Source organism: Undibacterium sp. Tian12W (assembly GCF_049339405.1).
Classification (GTDB): Bacteria; Pseudomonadota; Gammaproteobacteria; order Burkholderiales; family Burkholderiaceae_D; genus Undibacterium.
The window spans coordinates 318,356-337,752 of the sequence record NZ_JBMPPK010000001.1; the positions used below are offsets into that span (position 1 = coordinate 318,356).

The following is a 19,397-nucleotide window of genomic DNA, read 5'->3' on the forward strand; positions in this document are numbered from 1 at the left end:
AGTGTACCACTGCTATTTTGAGAACAAGGACTTGCTTGCAAGGAATGATGCTTGATGGCGACAATCTTGAACAGACTGCGCCGTATTGTGCGGTGGCGAGGTGGCGAGATACCTGTCCGATAGGAAATACAAGATAAACAATAAATTGAAGCAGGCCGATAGGCCGGATTTTGTTACGGCATAGGCATTGCTACCATCTGCTATGACAATCATTCCTCTAGGCGACGGATTGCTCCGCCGCTCAAGCTTTCTACCCGCACGCTCCGCGAGCAACATCAACGCGTGCCTATTTGAAATTGCTCCGGGTGGAGGTTACCGCGTTTCACCGTAACTTAATACGCTCGTCTCTGTGGCCCTATTCCTCGTCTTATACTAAGGCTGGCGCCCTGGCTTTCAACGTACGGCCGTTAGCCGTCACCCTGCTCTATGGAGTCCGGACCTTCCTCCCGTCACCTTGATTACTCAAGGCAACCAGCGATTGTCTGGCCTGCTTCGGGAGCTATTATACCTTACTCGTACCCCACTCAGCGATAATTCAGTCCCTAACCCTCAAATACGATGCAAATTAAGCAGGCTTTCTGGTAGCGTACTGCTTTTACTTTTTTATCATTATCTATCATGCTGAAATCACGTTCTGGCGGCCAGTTGATTGTGGATGCCCTGCAAGTCCACGGTGTCGATACCATCTTTGGTGTGCCTGGCGAGAGTTATTTGCCAGTGCTGGACGCCCTGCATGACAGCCCCATACGCTTCATCATCAACCGCCAGGAAGGCGGCGCAGCCTTCATGGCAGATGCCTATGGCAAGATGACCGGCAAACCCGGTATCTGCTTTGTCACCCGTGGGCCTGGTGCGACCAACGCCTCCGTCGGAGTGCATACGGCTTATCAGGATTCCACGCCAATGATTTTGTTCATCGGCCAGGTCGGCAATGATTTTGTCGAGCGTGAAGCTTTCCAGGAAATAGATTACCGCCGCATGTTTGGCCAGATGGCAAAATGGGTAGCTCAGATAGACCGCGCGGACCGCGTGCCTGAATACATCGCCCGCGCCTTCCAGGTCGCCACCAGCGGCCGCCCTGGCCCTGTCGTACTGGCATTGCCAGAAGACATGCTGGCCCAGGTCGCCGAAGTCGCAGATACCCGCCATTACACGCCGGTACAGGCATCCGCCTCACCACAACAACTGGCACAACTGCGCAATATGCTAACTGTGTCGCAACGCCCTGTGCTGTTGCTGGGTGGCAGTGGCTGGGACAAGGCGGCATGCCAGCACATCAGTGAATTTGCCACCAGCAATCACTTGCCTGTGGCTTGCGCCTTCCGTTTCCAGGATTTGATCGACAATGCCCACCCCAACTATATAGGCGATGTAGGCATAGGCATCAACCCCAAGCTGGCACAAAGACTGAAAGATGCCGACCTGATTATCGCCATAGGCCCGCGCCTGGGTGAAATGACCACCGGCGGGTATAGCGTGCTGGAAGCGCCAGTGCCAAAACAAAAACTGGTACATATTCATAGTGATGCGCTGGAACTGGGCCGCGTTTATCAAGCTGACCTGATGATCAACAGCGGCATGAAAGAAATTGCCGAAGCCCTGGCCGAGATGGCCGGCCTGGATGCCGCCACAAAGTGGAAGGCAACAGTCAGCGAAGCACGCGCAGACTTGCTGGCCTGGCAAACCGAGCCTGCAATTTTCGCCAAAGAAAATGCCACGCTAAATCTGTGGCAAGTAGTACAGGAGATCAAGCGCCTTGCGCCCAAAGACACCATCATCACCAATGGCGCTGGCAATTACGCGACCTGGGCGCACCGCTACTTCCCTTACGGTGGCATGCGCACGCAACTGGCGCCGACCTCTGGCGCCATGGGTTATAGCGTACCTTCTGGCGTTGCCGCCAAGATCATAGACCCGCAACGCACAGTCATCACCTTTGCTGGTGATGGCGAATACCTGATGAATGGTCAGGAACTGGCAACTGCGGTGCAATACAAGGCCGGCGTGGTCATCATCGTCTTCAATAACGGCATGTACGGCACGATACGCATGCACCAGGAAAAAGAATTCCCGGCACGCGTCTCCGGCACGGAATTGCATAACCCTGACTTTGCCGCCCTGGCCCGTGCCTTTGGTGGCAGTGGTGAAGTCGTCAATACCACGGCAGAATTTGCCCCGGCATTGGAAAGAGCACTCGAGCATAGCCGTCAGAACAATCTGCCAGCCTTGATAGAACTGCGCTATGACGGTAACCTGATCACGCCGGGTGCGACGCTGGAAACTCTGCGAAAGGCGGCGCAGGATTCAGGTAAATAAATATAGCCATTCAGTTAAACAAACGCCGCTATCCCCTGCGAGGGATAGCGGTGAAATCAGACAAGCTAAGCGGTCGCCTGCAATCTGCCTGCAGCCCGGCGTGTCAGCCATAACTTCGTCAGCCCCCACATCACAGCCAAGGCAAACAGCCAAGCCAGGTAACAAACCAAGAGTGAAGCTTCATATTCCGGTGTCGCCTCCGGTTTGCGAAAATCAACGATCTGCCCATAACGCAGCTGCATATAAATCCAGCCCAGCGCATGGATGAGTGCAATGTGCACCAGATAAAAGAACATCGGTGTTTTGCCAAACAGCATCAGCAATGGCAGAGGTTTTTTCACATACTTATCCATCAAGGCCAGCGCACCCAGGCCTATGCTGAGCGTGATACACAGGTACAGCAAAGAAGGTGGGTATTTACATACCTTCACAAAAGACATGAAGTCATAGAACCAGCCCTTGCCTTGTGCCGACCAGAGATCAGGGTCGCCATAATAATTACCACTGCGCAAAATCACAAAACTCACAAGCAGGATAGCCGCTGCTGAGAATAGGAAACGCTGGCGTTTGATAGGTTCCCACAACATCACTGGCCCCAGCGCATAACCGGCAGCCATCAAGCCTATCCATGGCATGAGTGGGTAGGCAAAGACGATACCTAGTTTGTCAGTCAGGGGATAAAAGCCACCCTGGTGCCAGGCCATGAACAAGACGTGGCTGCCTTTGGCATGCATGCCATCGAGCAGATTATGCGGCAGTATCAGAGCAGCAGCGACCAGAGCAATCACCCAGCGCGGCAACCAGATCAGCAAGCCCAGCGCCATCATCGCCATGCCTATTGCCCAGATCACCTGCAAGATGAACACATTAAAACCAAATTGCCAGCTGAAGCTGACCCAGGTGCATTCCAGCAAAACCAGCAAGGCGCCACGGCTCAGCAAATAGCGCGTCATATCTTTTTTATCACGCTGCTGCGCCCGCAAGAAAGCCGACATCCCCGCCAGAGTCACAAAGATAGGCGCACATAAATGGGTAATCCAACGCGTCCAGAACCAGCCTGGCGAACCTTGTTGCAAATCCAGTGGATCAAATGGGGTAACCGCAAAAAAGTCGCGGGTATGATCCAGTGCCATCAGCACGATGACCAGACCGCGCAAGAGGTCTATGGCTTGTAGCCGGTTTTGCCGCATCATGGTGTATCCCCGTCTGCGACCAGGCGCAGTTTTATTTTAATGCAGCAATTCTATCCAGCACCCGCTGCTGGCAGCAAAGCATTTCAAGCCTGGGAAATAAAAAAGCGCCCATTTGTTGCCAAATGAGCGCCATGATTAAAACCAGTTAACACAAATAAGATGCTTACTCTTCATCCTTGAGTCGTCCGCCCTTGAGTTGTTGCAAGCGCTGCTTCTCTTGCCTGCGCTCAGTGCGCTTGGGATTGAGCGCACCATGGACACCGGCATTACGTTGTTTTGCCACTACTGCCAGTGGATTGCGTGGCTTGGGCAATTTGATTGTGAGTTTCATCTCTTATCCTTTCACGCAAACGACCTGGCGCAAGGTATGCACAACTTCAACCAGATCACGCTGATGCGCCATGACTGCGTCGATATCCTTATAGGCTGCCGGAATTTCATCGACCACTCCCTTGTCCTTGCGACATTCTATACCCTGAGTCTGGGTTGCCAGGTCATCAGCATCATACGTCTCCCTCGCTTCACCCCGGCTCATCCTGCGCCCTGCCCCGTGAGAACAAGAGCAGAATGATTCAGGATTGCCCTTACCCCTGACGATATAACTACGCGCCCCCATGCTGCCAGGAATAATACCCATCTCACCCATACGGGCAGAAATTGCTCCCTTGCGGGTAATGAACAGGTTTTCATTATTATGCGTTTCTTGCGACACATAATTGTGATGGCAATTAATGGCTTCACCATCAAGCTTGAAACTGGTGACTTCTTTTTCCAGCACAGCTAGTGCCCTGCGCATCATCTCGCTACGGTTGGCCAGCGCATAATCCTGCGCCCACTGCACCGCTTCAATATAGTCATCAAACAATTCCGAGCCTTCGGTAAAATAAGACAAGTCCTTGTCAGGCAAATGTATCTGGTGACGCCACATTTCTTTCCGTGCCGCCCAGATAAAGTGCTTGCCTATGACATTGCCCACGCCGCGTGAACCGGAATGCAGCATGATCCATACGCGTTGCTCCTCATCGATACACACTTCAATGAAGTGATTGCCACCACCCAGCGTGCCCAACTGGCATATCCAGGTCTGATAAAACTTCGGCAGCATGCGCATGATGCTCTTGTGCTTGGCAACGATCTTGTCGAGCCTGTCATTCAAGGGCTTGCCCACCCTGACCAGGGCAGACCCGCGCATCCGGTTCCACGCATGCTGGCGAAAACCGACAGGTATCTCGGCTTCCAGGGCACTGCGCAGTTTTGCCAGGTTGTCAGGCAACTGGCTGGCCGTCAAAGTCGTGCGCACGGCATTCATGCCGCAACCTATATCGACCCCAACCGCACCAGGGATGATGGCAGCACGGGTAGGTATCACACTTCCTACCGTGGCACCTACACCCGCATGTACATCAGGCATGGCGGCCACATGAGGATGGACGATGTTTAAACTGGCGATATTGAGCAACTGCTGTATCGCAGTATGATCAACATCATCGGTAAATATATGCACAGGCACTCTGGCCTTGTGCAAACTCTTAGCTATAGGCATACAATTTTCCTTCTTGTAATGCCGGTGTTTTTTCAGCGAGCCGTTTCAACCATTGCAGCAAATCCTGCTGCTGGCATAAGAAATATCTGGCTGCTTTTCTTCGTCAATAGCGCTCTGCATTTTTTTGGCGAACACCATCCCTGCCTGCATGGCACAAGGCTATGCAAGTTCTGGCGTTCCAACAAAAATCAGCGTTTTGAAAAGTAAAAAACCCCGACGAGTTTCCTCACCGGGGTTTTCAAAAAAACGACCGGCTCGGGTTGGCGATTTGCCTTAACCCCGAGCGTCGCGCACGGGGCTAAAAGTATTGATTGTTCTTACTAGCCGTATTCCGTGGCATGGCCGTTCCTTTCTTGAATTGGGTGTTGATGAAAAAGTCGGAAAAATCGAATTGCTGCGAATTTTAAAAATGCTGCATATCGAAGGAACTCGATTCTGCACGAGAATAAATTACTGTGTCAACAAAAATTATTTTTATCGACGAAAAATCCACAAAAAACATCGCGCAAAAAACGCGAATGACTGAGTGAATTTTTTAAACGGGTTGGAACATAGTCAGCGTGTGGTAGTCAAGTTTGCAGTATGCAATTTCAACAGTGCGATGTGATGGGCTGAGTTGTCATTTGTTGGCGCTGCCCATCGCGCTCGGTCAGCGATCCCAGTATATTTTCCACCCCCTGTCATCGGGCCGGGGTTCCACGCTCGCCCTATGTTCCGAAAACTTTACAAGCTGATTTACAAGCTTAGTTACAATACCACCTGCCAGTTACTTTCCTGGATTTTTGCATTCAATTCACGCAATTTTTTGGCCAGGTCTTCGGACTGCTTCTGCAATTTTTTTACATCAAATACGGACACCCATTTTATTTCGCGTGCGCTATAGCGATCAGGTTCTTTATTTGTCGATCCTATGGCTGCCTGCAGCAAGGCATGACGCTGTATCAAGCTATCGCGTTCGGCAATAGCGGCTGTCAGGCTACGGCCATCTGGCAATTTGTTCGTCATGTTCGCCGCATTAATCGCCAGTACGAGTTTTTCCAGCTCTGTGGTTACGCCATAGGCTTCCAGCAATAAGGCTTCAGGATCTTCCTGCGGCGTATTGCCTTCCTGTACCAGGCCATTGCGCACTATGCGTTCACGCATGGATGCCAGTTTTTTCTGTAAATCACCTCGTAATAACAAGGCTTCTGCAAGTTTCATCTCGCTCTCCTTTTTTAATTGCGCTTCATCGTGCCGATAAAGCGCTTATCCTGTGGCTTGAATTCTGTGCTGACTGGCAAAAACCTGGCGATCACATCAGCATTGGTTTTGGCATGCTGCGATATCACGCTGGAGGTAAAACTGCCACCACCCGCCAGCGCAAAGGGCAACATGACCTGATCTGCAAGGTGTTCGCCCAATGCTGCACCGGATGCGACATACTCACGCAACTCCTGCACAGTGCGTTTTGCGACATTTTCTGCCTTGACCGCTTTCTCACCAAACCCGCAAAATACTTCGGTAATCTGTTCATGTTCCAGCGTAATCAGCAGCACATTGCCGGGCCCCTGGTCATTGCTAAGGCCACGCACCAGCAATTGATCGGCAGTCCAGCCCATGCCAGCGCCTACGCATTCAAGCTCGCGTTTGGCGACATCGACAGGCACACCAGCGACAAAGCTTTCGGCATAGCCTTTGGTTCTTTCGCCGCGTTCCAGCAGGTCGATTTTCTTCAACTGCTTGCATGGTTGTACCTGGGCGATGATTTCACCACCACCGGCAGGGACAAAACCATAGCGCTTTAATTCAAAGCTGACATCTGCGCCCATTTGCTGCAATACCCGGCCATAAGCCTTTTGCAAAAACTGTGCAGGTGGCGCCATGTCGTTGTGCGTGCCACCAGTGATCTTGATGGTCGATGGTTTATCGGCATACAGCAAGGCTGGTATCAGTGTTTGCAACACCAGGGTACAACTACCTGCACTGCCTATAGAGAACTGGTAAGTGCCGCCATAGATACCCGAGGGAATAAATTCCAGCGTAGTCGAACCCAATTCTGCACCAGTCACCTGCGCACCGCTTACGGCAGAAGCCGATTGCACGGCAACCAGATGCTGGCGCAACAAGCCAGGCTTGGCACGGCCAGCACGGATATTGATAATGCGAAACGGTTGACTGGTAATCATGGACAGGCTCAAAGACGTACGCAATATCTGCCCACCACCCTCACCCAAAGAGCCATCCAGCTCTATCATTTTCTTATTCATTATTTTTATTTTCAATTCAAATCAAGTTCAAGACCATTAACCACAGAGGCACAGAGACACAGAGAAATTCAAGAGAGCGTCATTGCCTGAAAACTGTACGCAGAAATAAAATGAATGGATCTTGTTCTGTTTTTCTCTGTGACTCTGTGTCCCTGTGTTGAGAGGTCTTAGGCTTGCAAACCAAATCAACCCTTAACGCAAACAACCTGCTTCAATACGTGCACCACATCCACCAGGGCAGATTGAGCCAGCATCACAGCGTCGATATCTTTATATGCCATAGGGATTTCATCAATCACATCGGCATCTTTACGGCATTCCACACCTTCGGTTGCGGCTATCTGATCAGCGACGGTGTAGAGCTTCTTGGCTGCGGTACGGCTCATGGTACGGCCTGCGCCGTGGCTGCAGCTATGGAAACTTTCTTCATTTCCTTTACCACGCACGATGAAGCTTTTCGCCCCCATGGAACCAGGGATAATCCCCAACTCACCGGCACGCGCAGATACTGCACCTTTACGGGTTACCAATACATCTTTCCCGAAGTGATGTTCTTTCTGCACATAGTTATGGTGGCAGTTAACCGCTTCTACATGGGTCTCAAACGGTTTGCTGATCACGGTACGTACAGCAGCAATCAAATTCTGCATCATCACTTCACGGTTCAAACGCGCAAATTTCTGCGCCCAACCTACTGCCTCGATGTAGTCCTTATAATGCTGGGTACCTTCTGGCAGATATGACAAGTCCTGATCAGGCAAGTTAATAAAATGGGTACGCATATCCTGTTTGGCCAATTCAATGAAATGGCTACCAATCGCATTGCCTACACCACGTGAACCGGAATGCAACATGAACCATACCGCATTGGCTTCATCCAGGCACACTTCAACGAAGTGGTTACCACTACCCAAAGTTCCCAAATGAAGGTAGTTATTGGTGTTTTTCAAGCGGCGAGTTTTCAAACAGATTTCATCAAAACCATCTTTCAATTGCGCCCAGGCAGCATCTACGGCTGGCGGCGGATTTTCCCATGATCCCTTATCACGGCCTTTGAAGCTACGGGTCTTAGGCGACATACCATGCGGTATGGCTTTTTCTATGGCAGTACGCAAAGGGCCCAGGTTATCTGGCAAATCATGGGCGAACAAAGTGGTCTTGGCAGCCATCATCCCGCAACCGATATCCACACCAACAGCCGCCGGGATCACCGCACCCAGGGTAGGTATAACGCTACCGATGGTAGAACCTTTACCCAGATGCACGTCTGGCATCACGGCAATATGTTTGTAGATGAAAGGCAAACGGGAGATATTCGCCAATTGCTGCTTGGCTTCTTCTTCAACAGGAACACCTTTGGTCCACATTTTGATAGGACGTCCATCTTTGTACTGCACTACATCATAATCTTCGTGTTTCATATTTTTCTCTTTATTATTAAATTCTTTGGTGGCGACAAGGGAGTGATGAAACAAGCGCTCTACCACTGAGCTACACGGCGCCAGATTACGCCATGGCGGGAATCGAACCCACGACCTCCTCGTTCGTAGCGATGTAGTTTCATCAGCATTCGCCTAAACTTTTTTACTGCTACAACTATTAACCGTTGCCTCACTTCTCTTACTTTACAAGCTGCCATTTTGGGGTGGCGACAATATTCGGTGAAATGTATGTGGTCACCCACAGGTGCTCTACCAACTGAGCTACACGAAACCGAGATTTCGTGACGGGCCTCGAACCCGCGACAGCCTCATTAAAAGTGATGTAATTTCACCAGCATTCGCCTAAACTCTTACTTACTGCCTCACCACACAAACTATTTCATTTCCAAATTTTCATATGCAAATACTGCGGCGACAAGGGTTTGTGAAACCTACGGCCGGGAGACTCAATGAAGAGTCAGTACCCAGGCTACACCAGACCATACTGAATCTGTTAACCACCTTAGGACCGTTGCACGTTCACTGGCATTCGCCTGGAAACTTTATTGTTTGTGCTTTGCTGCCAGACCACTCAAATGTGAGTCCCTGACCAGCTTCTTTCTTTGCTGCTCTTTCTTGCGACAAGGGCGACATCGAATCGCTACGCTATTGATATTCCCTTGCATGATTTCATACCACCATTTCTGCTGCTTGCCAGTCCATATCTGTGCGCATCCACAATCACGACAGTTGAAGGCATAGTCCATATAAAACAAGGGCAGCAAACCGTAAGTGTTATTGCTTCTTAGCACCTCGCGATCCGCTGGAATCGCACCAACCGGCACTGGTAAGGCATAGACATCAAAACTTTCTTTCACAGGTATGCGGGCGTGCCGCTTTTCCATGATTTCTGCCCGTCTTTGTTTTCCACTTTTCATCACGTCCATACTTTAAAAATAAAACCCCGACAAGTGTTACCAGGATTTCTGCTTCACTCTTGCGGAATGAAACAGATTGGAGTCGCACCAATATAGTCTATGTAATCCTGATGGCATTCGGGTAAAATCAGATTGAACAAGCCAGGACAAAAATTTGAAGTGAAGTCTCATTTTCGCAAAATGTAATCACCTCAGCATTCCTGACTCATTCAAAACTTTTACAAATCCATTTCCTGAACCACCCTATGACAAGAATTGCTGTGAACATTGCAAATGTAGTCACATGAGCATTCACAAGGTATTCAAGAAACTGCAACAATGATATTTATTGAATATGGCATGACAAGAACAGAGGGTGATATTACGTTACAAGTGTAATCACATCAGCATTCATGCCATATTCAAAACCTGTACTGCTGCATCTGATTGCGGTATTGAGAAACACGGTACGACAAGGATTGCTTGCGATTTTTTTGGATGTAATCGCCCGCGCATTCGTACTACATTTCAAACTCAAGACCACACTCACATGGTCTTTGAATCACAGCATGACAAGGCTTAAAGGTGATTTTACAGTTTTCAGATGTAATCACATTTACATTCACGCTGCGTTCAAAAACTTTTACTACCTGGACTGGCGAAGCATTTACTACACATCTACTGCATTTGCCCCGCCAGCGGTTCTCTAAATATCAATTGCCTTTACTTCACCTACCCAATGCTCTGCACTTAGCTGACCCGCAGCAAACGCAGCGATGATTTTAAATACGGCATCAGAAAAACCACCTACATTCAAAATATCATCTCTTTCTGCCGCCTGTGTCGTGCCATAAGGCGCAATGTCTATGCACACCAGCTTGGCTTGTGGATTGCGTTGCTTAAACACACTCCATTCCGCCATGGTGGCAGTAGAACGGCCACGGCTTGCATCCATCCATGATTCATTGTCAGAGACAAAGATCACCAGGTCAGCTTGCGCCTTGTTCTTGTTCAACTGCACCAGTGGTGCACTGCAGTTGGTGCCACCGCCACCTATCGCTGCCAGCTTTTGCGCATTGGTCATCACGCTGTCACGTGGGTTCAAATCACATTTCACGACCTGTTCTTCAAACGGCAAGACCAGGGTCGATGGATTCTTGCGCAGCATTGCTGCAGCGACCAAAGCCGCGATGTCTATGCAACGTACTGCTGTCGTTGCAGAGCCACGGTAACCTGTGACTGCAGATGACATGGAACCAGACACGTCAGCACATACCACGACCTTGCCAAATATTTCTGGCACATTGCTCAAGGCGATTTCCATCGCATCTTGCAGCGCATTCTTGATCGGCAACGGTACTTCTTCATTGGCTGCCTTGTAAGCCGCCATCAACTGATAAGGAAACACTTTGGCTTTGGCAATTGCCTCTGCATTACTCAATTTAGCGGCAATCAAATCGACCATGCCTGGCAAGGCATATACACCATGACGTCCAAAGGTATTCAAGTTCATACGCAACATCTGCCAGCCAGCCTGACGAGCGATCTGCGCCCAGTCTTCTGTCGTCAAGTCCATCGCTGTCAGCATCTGGAAAGGCACGTCCGGCAAAGCCAGGCTACGGTCTTTCTTGAAGGCTTCAAACGCTGCAACGACTGGTGGTAAAGCTTCTGCCTTGTATGGCTTGCCTATCAACCAGGCAAAGAAGGCTTCACGCCATGCTTCGACAGGTTTTGGATGCACCATTTTTACAACGTCTGCCAGTGATGGCGTAGTACCCACCGCTGCTGCCAGTAATTCTTTTTCGCTGGCAGTATTCAACCATGCCTGTACCAGTTTTTTAGGACGTGAACCCAGAGACTTACGGCCTATCGCACCTGAACGCAGTATCTGCACAAAGTTACGCAACATCTTGCCGTTGTTCATTACACGCTTGAACGTACGTGGTAACTCGACTGCATTACGCATCGTCAGTGCTGCTACCAGCAAAGCTGGCATGTCTTTCATGTAGCCACGCTCACGGCAGTAGATCGCAGTTTGCGCTACAAACAATGGCGTTACCTCTTTAGTCAAATCCAGCACTGTTGCCAGTTGTGCTTCTGCACTGGCGTAGTAAGTCGCGTTCAGACAACCAGTGGCTGCGTATTGTGCCAGCTTGTGTTCGGCGGTGAACTTGTAGGCTGCAGCGCCGGAAAAATTTGCTGTATCTGTTGCATCAGTTGCTGTAACTGGCAAAAATTTATTTGTCAGTGAGTTTTTTAAACTCTGGAACAATTGTGTGTTAACCATTTCATTTCCTTTTTTCTTTTTATTAAACTCTTTCAGATTTTTCTGATCTGGTGGACACGACGGGATTCGAACCCGCAAAATACAGCAACCAAGGCATTACTCCTGGCTATTGCCATGATTGGAAACGCGCGCCAGTTGACACCCTTACGGGGAGCGGCAACCTGCATCTGCAACCTTGCTCATGACAATACTTAGACTGCATCTGGTTTTATCCAGCCCACCCTTCATCAATCGTTTTCGGTGGTGGCACTCCCTTCATGCCTGCATGCCCTACACTCCATCTATTGCAATGGGCGTGCCAGGTCTGTGTCATAGTGCCAAATATCTGCTTAAGCTATTGATTTAAATAGAAAAATAAAGAAATAAGCGGAAATTCACAAGATCAACTCCCTGAGTACATTTCCTATATAATTATCCAAATAGATAAATATTTATCCAAATAATGAAGAAGAAAAAAGTCGTCATCGGTTTTATAGGCACACAACTCGATAGTGGCCGTGGCAGTGGTCGCTGGGAAAAATGGCGTCCTACGGTTGCGCTGACCCAGCATGAAGACATCGTCATTGACCGTATTGATTTGCTGCATAGCGGCCACCATGAGCCCTTGCTCGCGCAACTGGAAAAGGACATCGCTGATACTTCGCCAGAGACCAAAGTACGTTCACATCAGCTGGAAATAAAAGATCCCTGGGATTTTGAAGACGTGTATGGCTGCCTGTTTGACTTTGCCAGGTCCTACCCTTTCGATACCGACAAAGAAGAATACTGGGTGCACATCACCACAGGCACCCACGTCGCACAGATTTGCCTGTTCCTGATGACAGAAGCCAATTACCTGCCCGGCAAGCTCTTGCAGACTTCACCGCCACGGCGGCAGACCAAGGCCAATTTTGGTGAGATGACCATCATTGACCTGGATCTGTCGCGCTATGACCAGATTGCACAGCGCTTTAGCCGTGAGCAGGAAGAAGGTGTAGCATTTCTGAAATCTGGCATTGCCACTCGCAATGCGCGCTTTAATACCATGATCGATGAGATAGAACGGGTCGCCATCAAGTCCAAGGCAGCCATCCTGTTGATGGGGCCGACTGGTGCGGGCAAGTCTTTCCTGGCAAGGCGTATATTTGAATTGAAAAAAGCCAGGCACAGGCTGGAGGGCAAGTTTGTCGAAGTTAACTGCGCTACCCTGCGTGGTGATGGAGCAGGCTCTACCCTGTTTGGCCATATCAAGGGTTCGTTCACTGGTGCCATGTCTGACCGTCCCGGTTTGCTGAGGACAGCACACAAGGGCTTGCTGTTTCTTGATGAAATTGGTGAGCTGGGCCTGGATGAGCAAGCCATGCTACTCAAGGCGGTGGAAGAAAAACGTTTCTTCCCGGTGGGTGGCGACCATGAAGTGCAAAGCGATTTCCAGCTGGTGGCGGGTACCAACCGCGATCTGGGCAAAGAAGTGGCGGCAGGCCGCTTTCGCGAAGACTTGTATGCGCGTATCAATCTATGGTCATATGAATTGCCTGGCCTGAGTGGCCGGGTTGAAGACATTGCGCCAAATATCGATTACCTGCTGTCGCAATACAGTGCCGAGAACGGGCAGATGGTGCGCTTCAATAAAGAAGCGAAAGACAGCTATATGGAATTTGCCACATCTGCCCAAGCGGTGTGGGCTGGCAATTTTCGTGATTTGTCAGCGTCAGTCACACGCATGGCAACGCTGGCCGATGCCGGGCGCATCAATGACCAGAATGCAGGTGAAGAAATCAAGCGCCTGCAACGCCTGTGGTCACATGCACATGAAGGCGATAGTTGGAGTCATGAGCTGGATTTGCATGACTACCTGGATGCAGAACAGGTCGCGCAGCTGGATTTATTCGATGCGGTGCAATTGCAGGCCGTGCTGGCAATCTGTGTGCGCTCTAAAAACATGTCGGAAGCTGGCCGTAAATTGTTTGCCGCTTCACGCAGCAATAAAGCCAACCCGAATGATGCAGACAGGCTCAAAAAATATCTCAACAAGTTTGGCTTGCAGTGGGATGCCCTGCATAAGAATGGATGACCGAAGCAAGTTTCAGTTATGCCGCTCTATGATGACGTAACCGTTTTCTGCCGCACAAAACTGGCTGAAGCCCCTGCGGCTCAGCATCTTCATCATGTTTGACCCTGTCTTGCAGGCGGCGAACAGGCGACGGTTTTTAAAATGCATGCAAAAGAAATCGGTCATGGCACCACCTATGCCCAGGCCACGGTATTCATCTGCGACCACCATGGCATGCAACTCACGCTCTGACCCTTGCTGGCCATCGACACCGTACAGCATGAAGAAACCAGCCATGCGGCCATTGATGATGGACACCCAAAATTCAACCGGCACTTTTTGCTGGCCGCCAGCCCAGATATGTCTGACGGTCTGGCCCTCAACGATGCCTTGGCGGAAGGCAGTAGCCAAGGTGCGTTGCAAGACTGCATTCGAAATATCTTCGGACAAATCACCGTTCTGCGCCCCATTCACGGCCAGGTGTACGATGCCATCAGCATCATCTGGTAAAGCGCGGCGTATGCTGGCTCTGTGACGTCTTTGCTGACGCATGAGCCTGATGTTTGCACGCAAGTATTGGGCATATTTCAGCAAGCGCTGATGCATGCTATTGACGGTAATCACCAGCACCGCAATCAAACCATACAGCAAAATACTCTGGGCAATATCGAATGCCAGCAGCATCAGGCTACCGGACTGAAACACCTGGCTAAAAACCTGGGCTCTTGCCAGGCTGGACAATACCACCAAAAAAACCGTCATACGCCGCGATAACAAAGCAGCACTCATCGCTACCGGAAAAATATAAAACGGCGCATAAAAACTATACGGCCCGGTGAACTCGTCAAGGCAATACAGCAGTGACTCAAGCAAAAGCAGGCCGCAAAAGACCCAGCGTGCATCAAGCTTGAGCAGTCTATTTCTGGCGGTAGTGAATAATACGGGGGAAAACATCGGTGCTATATCCAATTTTCAACCAGCGCGATAGTCTGCCAAACGTCTCAAATAAGCAAGTATTTTATTGTCAAAGTAGTCTCAATTTGTTACCAGTTATTTCTACTCAAAAATACAAGTATTTTTCTTCCCGCAAGATACCCTGACGAAAATCAGATAGAATCCTGCCCTTTCCCATAATGCTGTATTTCCATGCAGTATTTCATTGTGTCAACCGCTCCAGGCCTGGAGCGCTTAGTATGAAGTAATTGATTTGGCTCACCTCAGGATAGTCCGCATCCGGCATCAGCTTGCATATACATGTTAAAAAAACTCGCCAAACTTAGTCCTTTGCTCTTCTTTGCACTGGTCAGCCTTTCCTTTGTTGATCTTTCTTTTTTTGACCATCCTTTTTTCAACTCTCTCCATTTTCCAACGCAGAGTACGGGTGATTTCTCCGCTTGCCGCCAGTTTTTTGCCAAAGGGCATATCCCGGCCATAAACGCTACTACCGACATGCGGCCGCGCGCCCTGTGTTTCTCGGCATTTGCAGTCATGCATTCTGGCAAGAGCCATACTCCCATCTATGTAGCAGAAAGATTGAATCGCCAGATCATCTACAAAGCCAGGGAAAACGAGCGCAGTGACCAGTTCTATGCCGATGCCAGACTACCCCGCGCAGAAAGGGCTGAACTGGATGACTACAAGGGTTCTGGCTATGACCGTGGACATATGGCACCGGCTGCCGACATGGCAGACAGCACCGCGATGGCGCAAAGCTTTTCGCTGGCGAATATGGTGCCGCAAGCGCCAGTGAACAACCGCAAGACCTGGGCCGCCATAGAAAAAACCACGCGCCAGTATGTGTTGCGGGCATCAGGTGACGTATATGTGATTACTGGGCCGGTTTACGACGCGCGACCAGCGACAATTGGAAACAATAAGATTTGGGTGCCCAGATATCTGTTCAAACTTGTTTATGACCCCGCAACTGGTCGCGCCTGGGCCTATTGGGTAGAAAATACAGACGAGGCACATGCCAGCAAACCCATAAGCTATAAGGAGTTGGTCAATAAAACGGGGATACAGTTCCTGTCCATGCCGGAAAGTGATGACAGCTAGCAAGTCCTGAGATTCATTGTATGGAAAACAGCAGAAAAGCGCTTTATTTTGTCCTACTTGCAAAAAACTGTAATAAACTTTGTCGCTTAATGAAAAGATAAGTAGCCTGTTTTCTTCAGTTTTCCTGTTTTGGGTCGCAGATACCGGCCCTGCCCTTTATTAAAGGAAAAACCCATGAATCTCGTAGAACGCGCGAAAAACATCACCCTGACGCCAAAAACAGAATGGCCCGTCATCGCTGCTGAAACCACCAGCACGGCAGATCTTTTCAAGAACTATGTGGCGCCACTTGCGGCTATACCGGCAGTTGCGACCTTCATAGGCATGAGCATAGTTGGCGTTACTCTTCCCATCATTGGTACAACTGTACGTATGTCGCCCTTATCAGGCATCAGTGCAATGATCATGCAATTTCTTCAGGCCTTGATTGGCATTTACCTGTTTTCTCTAATCATCAATGCCCTGGCCCCACAGTTTGGTGCTGAAAAAAATCCTGAACAGGCCTTGAAGCTTTCAGCCTACGCGTTTACGCCCTCCTTGCTGGTCGGTGCGCTGATGATGCTGCCATTTTTGGGCTCGCTGCTCTGGCTGGTATTCCTGGCGGTAGCGGCCTACTCAGTTTATATACTGTTCCTGGGCATGCCGGTATTAATGAAGGTACCGCAAGAGAAAGTTGTACCTTATACTGCAGTCTCCATGATTTGTTCGTTCGTTGCCATAGTGATAATCCACTCTGTCGTGAATATGGTTATCGGCAATCCTTATGCCAGCAGTATCTCCAGCATAAGCACTTCCAGCAAATCTGCTGAAGTTAGCGGTGCACTGGGTGAGCTCGAAAAAATGGGCCAGAAAATGGAAGAGGCCAACAAGAAGATGGAAGCCGCTAAAAAATCTGGCGACCCTCAGGCTGAAATGAAAGCCGCAACTGAGGCCATAGGCGTCGCACTGGGTGCAGGCAGCCAGGCAGAAGTCGTCGATAAGGACAAACTCAAAGCCCTGTTCCCTGAAACCATAGGCAATTTGAAGCGCAATAGCCTGGAAGGTGAAAAGTCTGCCATGGGCGAATTTAAAGTCTCCAAGGCAGAAGCACGCTACGGCGATGAAAACAATCATCAGATCAGAATGACGATCACTGATACTGGCGGTAGTAAAATGTTTGGCACCATGTTTGCCTGGGGCATGATAGAGCAGGACAAGGAAACCGATACTGGCTATGAAAAGATGGGCAAGGTCAATGGCCGCCCTACCCATGAGAGATTCCAGAAGGACGGCCCATCGGGCGAATACAGCCTGCTGATCGCTGGTCGCTTCATGGTAGAAGCCCATGGCGACAATGTCGATATGGCGACCATCAAGACTGCTTCGGCAGCGGTAGGTTACGACAAGCTGGAAGCGATGAAGAATGAGGGTGTGAAACAGTAAGAACAATGGATGGCCCCCGTTCTGTCCTTCGTCATTCACCTTTCGTCGTTTCACAGAATCTCTATACCACCAGTCATCATCATTGATAGCCGTCACGCATAAAGTACGGCTATCACTCCCCCCGGTATCACTCCCCTGTTTTACTTCCCAGTTTTACTCCCCGTCCTCAATTCCGCTGAATAGACCTGTTGCATGCATCTCCCTGATGCATAACAGGCGACAACGCGTCAGCTCTATTTCTTCATAAGTCAAAAAAACGACATTTGTGCGGCACCGCACCGATGTAAAAGCGACAGCACCTTAGTCTGGCATGCAGGATTTATTCACGTGATATGTGCTTCATATGTGCTTCATATGCATGAAAAATCATTGTGACATCCCGGCTTAACAAACAAATTTTCGTTTTCACCCAACTTTGAAAGAAATATTTATGAATAATCTGAAAGCTATCCCTGCCGCCCTGGCCTGCCTGTTTTGCGCAAACATCGCCATGGCTGAAGACTACAATCCATCCTGGTATATAGGTGGCAGCATCCATGCAGCAGAAACAGATGAAACCTTTGGCGCTGGCAACCGCAGCTATGGCGTTGGTGTGCGCCTTGGTAAGCCACTTTCAGAAAACTGGGATGCGCAAATCAATACCAACTACACGCGCGCAACTGACACTGGCAAACGCTATCAACAAAATGCCCTGGGCGTTGATGTGCTGTATCTGTTTTCCCGTCAAGCATTCCGCCCTTACCTGGTCGTCGGTATCGCTGCAAACCGCGACAGAAGCAATGGTGGCCTGAAGGCAGGCGACAGCACAGCCCCGGCAGCCAGCGCAGGTCTTGGCGCCCAATTTTCGCTGAATGACCAATGGTCTGCGCAGGTAGAATGGCGCAAAGTGCATGGCTACCTGCACAATAATGATTTTGGATTCAGCCAGGCCAGCAATTCCCATCTCTCATTTGGCCTCAACTATGCCTTTGACAAACCTAAGGCCGCAGTAAGAACTGCCAGCTATACACCGCCACCAGCGCCAGCACCTGAGCCAGTAGTTGTACAAGCTCCACCAGCACCAGTTCCTCCGCCCGCACCGGTCTATCAAAAGTTCACCTTGTCTGCGACAGAATTATTTGCCTTTGATAGTGCCACTCTGAACTTGCCGCAACCTAAACTGGATGACATCGCCTCTGCGCTGAATGCCAATCCGCAAATCAACCAGGTTGTCATTACCGGTTATGCAGACCGTATAGGTTCAGCAAAATATAATTTGAACCTGTCCGAGAAACGTGCGAATTCCGTGAAGACGTATTTGAACGACAAAGGCGTTGCGCCACAAAGGCTGAATGCTGTAGGCAAAGGTGAAAGCAACCCCGTCGTTGTTTGCAATAACAAAAAACGTACAGACCTGATCGCTTGTCTGGAACCGAACCGCCGCGTAGAGATTGAGCAATTTACGGTTGAACAGCGCGTCAAATAAAACCGCAAGTAGCAAGCAAGTAACAAGCAAAAAACAAACAAGTAGCAAGCAAGTAACAAGCAGGTAATAAACCGGGAGCCATGGCTCCCGGTTTAATTTTATCCTGGCGAAAAAAAACGCCGTCAATTTTCATTGACAGCGTTTTTTCATGCGGAAGAAGAAACTTATTTCAAGCGCATGTCATTTTTCACAGAACGCACGCCTTTCACATTACGCGCTATGGATACGGCTTTCTCAATATTGGCAGTCGAAGTCACGAAGCCGCTGAGCTGCACAGTGCCTTTGAATGTTTCTACATTGATTTCCATGGATTTCAATGTAGGCTCATTGAAAATTTCTGCCTTGACCTTGGTTGTAATGACAGAGTCATCAACATATTCTCCAGTCCCCTCTTTCGTGGATGTGGAAGCGCAGCCAGCGATTACCAACAAGGAGCCGACAAATACCATAGTCATCATGCGTTGAGCGATTTTCATTTTCTACTTTCAGGGTTTACATCA

General features: G+C 49.6%; 15 protein-coding genes and 1 other RNA gene. 5 read left to right on the forward strand and 11 right to left on the reverse strand.

What is annotated here, in order from left to right; translation table 11 throughout:
• Window positions 1-143: 143 nt before the first annotated feature.
• Window positions 144-494: RNase P RNA component class A (gene rnpB / locus ACO0LI_RS01380), an RNA gene on the reverse strand.
• Window positions 495-618: 124 nt separating this feature from the next.
• Here rnpB and ACO0LI_RS01385 point away from each other — a divergent pair.
• Complete coding sequence (locus ACO0LI_RS01385; RefSeq protein WP_423030263.1) at window positions 619-2,316, forward strand: thiamine pyrophosphate-binding protein; 1,698 nt, start codon at window positions 619-621, stop codon at window positions 2,314-2,316.
• 65 nt (window positions 2,317-2,381) lie between these two features.
• Here ACO0LI_RS01385 and ACO0LI_RS01390 read toward each other — a convergent pair whose 3' ends face one another.
• The 8 genes from ACO0LI_RS01390 to ACO0LI_RS01425 form a co-directional block, all read right to left on the reverse strand.
• The gene (locus ACO0LI_RS01390; protein ID WP_423030265.1) at window positions 2,382-3,509 is read right to left on the reverse strand and encodes a DUF1624 domain-containing protein; all 1,128 of its coding nucleotides are present in this window, start codon (window positions 3,507-3,509) and stop codon (window positions 2,382-2,384) included.
• Between the two features lie 163 nt (window positions 3,510-3,672).
• Window positions 3,673-3,840 (reverse strand): hypothetical protein, encoded by a 168-nt coding sequence (locus ACO0LI_RS01395; protein WP_423008898.1) that lies wholly within the window; start codon window positions 3,838-3,840, stop codon window positions 3,673-3,675.
• A 3-nt stretch (window positions 3,841-3,843) separates the two neighbouring features.
• A complete protein-coding gene (locus ACO0LI_RS01400; protein ID WP_423030267.1) occupies window positions 3,844-5,052 on the reverse strand; it encodes an RtcB family protein in 1,209 nt (402 codons plus the stop codon).
• 747 nt (window positions 5,053-5,799) lie between these two features.
• Window positions 5,800-6,252, reverse strand: a complete 453-nt coding sequence (locus ACO0LI_RS01405) for a DIP1984 family protein (RefSeq protein ID WP_422949587.1) — start codon at window positions 6,250-6,252, stop codon at window positions 5,800-5,802.
• 14 nt (window positions 6,253-6,266) lie between these two features.
• Complete coding sequence (rtcA, locus tag ACO0LI_RS01410; protein ID WP_423030269.1) at window positions 6,267-7,298, reverse strand: RNA 3'-terminal phosphate cyclase; 1,032 nt, start codon at window positions 7,296-7,298, stop codon at window positions 6,267-6,269.
• A 185-nt stretch (window positions 7,299-7,483) separates the two neighbouring features.
• On the reverse strand, window positions 7,484-8,719 hold the full coding sequence (locus ACO0LI_RS01415; RefSeq protein WP_423030271.1) for an RtcB family protein: 1,236 nt from the start codon (window positions 8,717-8,719) through the stop codon (window positions 7,484-7,486).
• 563 nt (window positions 8,720-9,282) lie between these two features.
• Window positions 9,283-9,657 carry a zinc-ribbon domain containing protein gene (locus ACO0LI_RS01420; RefSeq protein ID WP_423030272.1) on the reverse strand — a complete coding sequence of 125 codons (375 nt, stop codon included), beginning with the start codon at window positions 9,655-9,657 and terminating at the stop codon, window positions 9,283-9,285.
• A gap of 685 nt (window positions 9,658-10,342) precedes the next feature.
• A complete protein-coding gene (locus ACO0LI_RS01425) occupies window positions 10,343-11,923 on the reverse strand; it encodes a vWA domain-containing protein (protein ID WP_423030274.1) in 1,581 nt (526 codons plus the stop codon).
• Between the two features lie 442 nt (window positions 11,924-12,365).
• Between ACO0LI_RS01425 and rtcR the strand changes: the two genes are divergently transcribed.
• Complete coding sequence (gene rtcR, locus ACO0LI_RS01430; RefSeq protein WP_422949592.1) at window positions 12,366-13,976, forward strand: RNA repair transcriptional activator RtcR; 1,611 nt, start codon at window positions 12,366-12,368, stop codon at window positions 13,974-13,976.
• A gap of 12 nt (window positions 13,977-13,988) precedes the next feature.
• Here rtcR and ACO0LI_RS01435 read toward each other — a convergent pair whose 3' ends face one another.
• Window positions 13,989-14,909, reverse strand: coding sequence for a GNAT family N-acetyltransferase (locus ACO0LI_RS01435; RefSeq protein WP_422949593.1), 921 nt, complete (start codon window positions 14,907-14,909; stop codon window positions 13,989-13,991).
• Window positions 14,910-15,209: 300 nt separating this feature from the next.
• Here ACO0LI_RS01435 and ACO0LI_RS01440 point away from each other — a divergent pair, with 300 nt between their 5' ends.
• The 3 genes from ACO0LI_RS01440 (at window position 15,210) to ACO0LI_RS01450 (ending at window position 18,897) form a co-directional block, all read left to right on the forward strand.
• A complete protein-coding gene (locus ACO0LI_RS01440; protein ID WP_423030276.1) occupies window positions 15,210-16,010 on the forward strand; it encodes a DNA/RNA non-specific endonuclease in 801 nt (266 codons plus the stop codon).
• A 174-nt stretch (window positions 16,011-16,184) separates the two neighbouring features.
• Window positions 16,185-17,432, forward strand: coding sequence for a Yip1 family protein (locus ACO0LI_RS01445; protein WP_423030278.1), 1,248 nt, complete (start codon window positions 16,185-16,187; stop codon window positions 17,430-17,432).
• 430 nt (window positions 17,433-17,862) lie between these two features.
• Window positions 17,863-18,897: an OmpA family protein gene (locus ACO0LI_RS01450; protein WP_423030280.1), complete on the forward strand. Its 1,035-nt coding sequence runs from the start codon at window positions 17,863-17,865 to the stop codon at window positions 18,895-18,897.
• 164 nt (window positions 18,898-19,061) lie between these two features.
• Here the strand turns inward: ACO0LI_RS01450 and ACO0LI_RS01455 are convergent, their stop codons facing one another.
• Window positions 19,062-19,373, reverse strand: coding sequence for a BON domain-containing protein (locus tag ACO0LI_RS01455; protein WP_422949597.1), 312 nt, complete (start codon window positions 19,371-19,373; stop codon window positions 19,062-19,064).
• Window positions 19,374-19,397 lie beyond the last annotated feature (24 nt).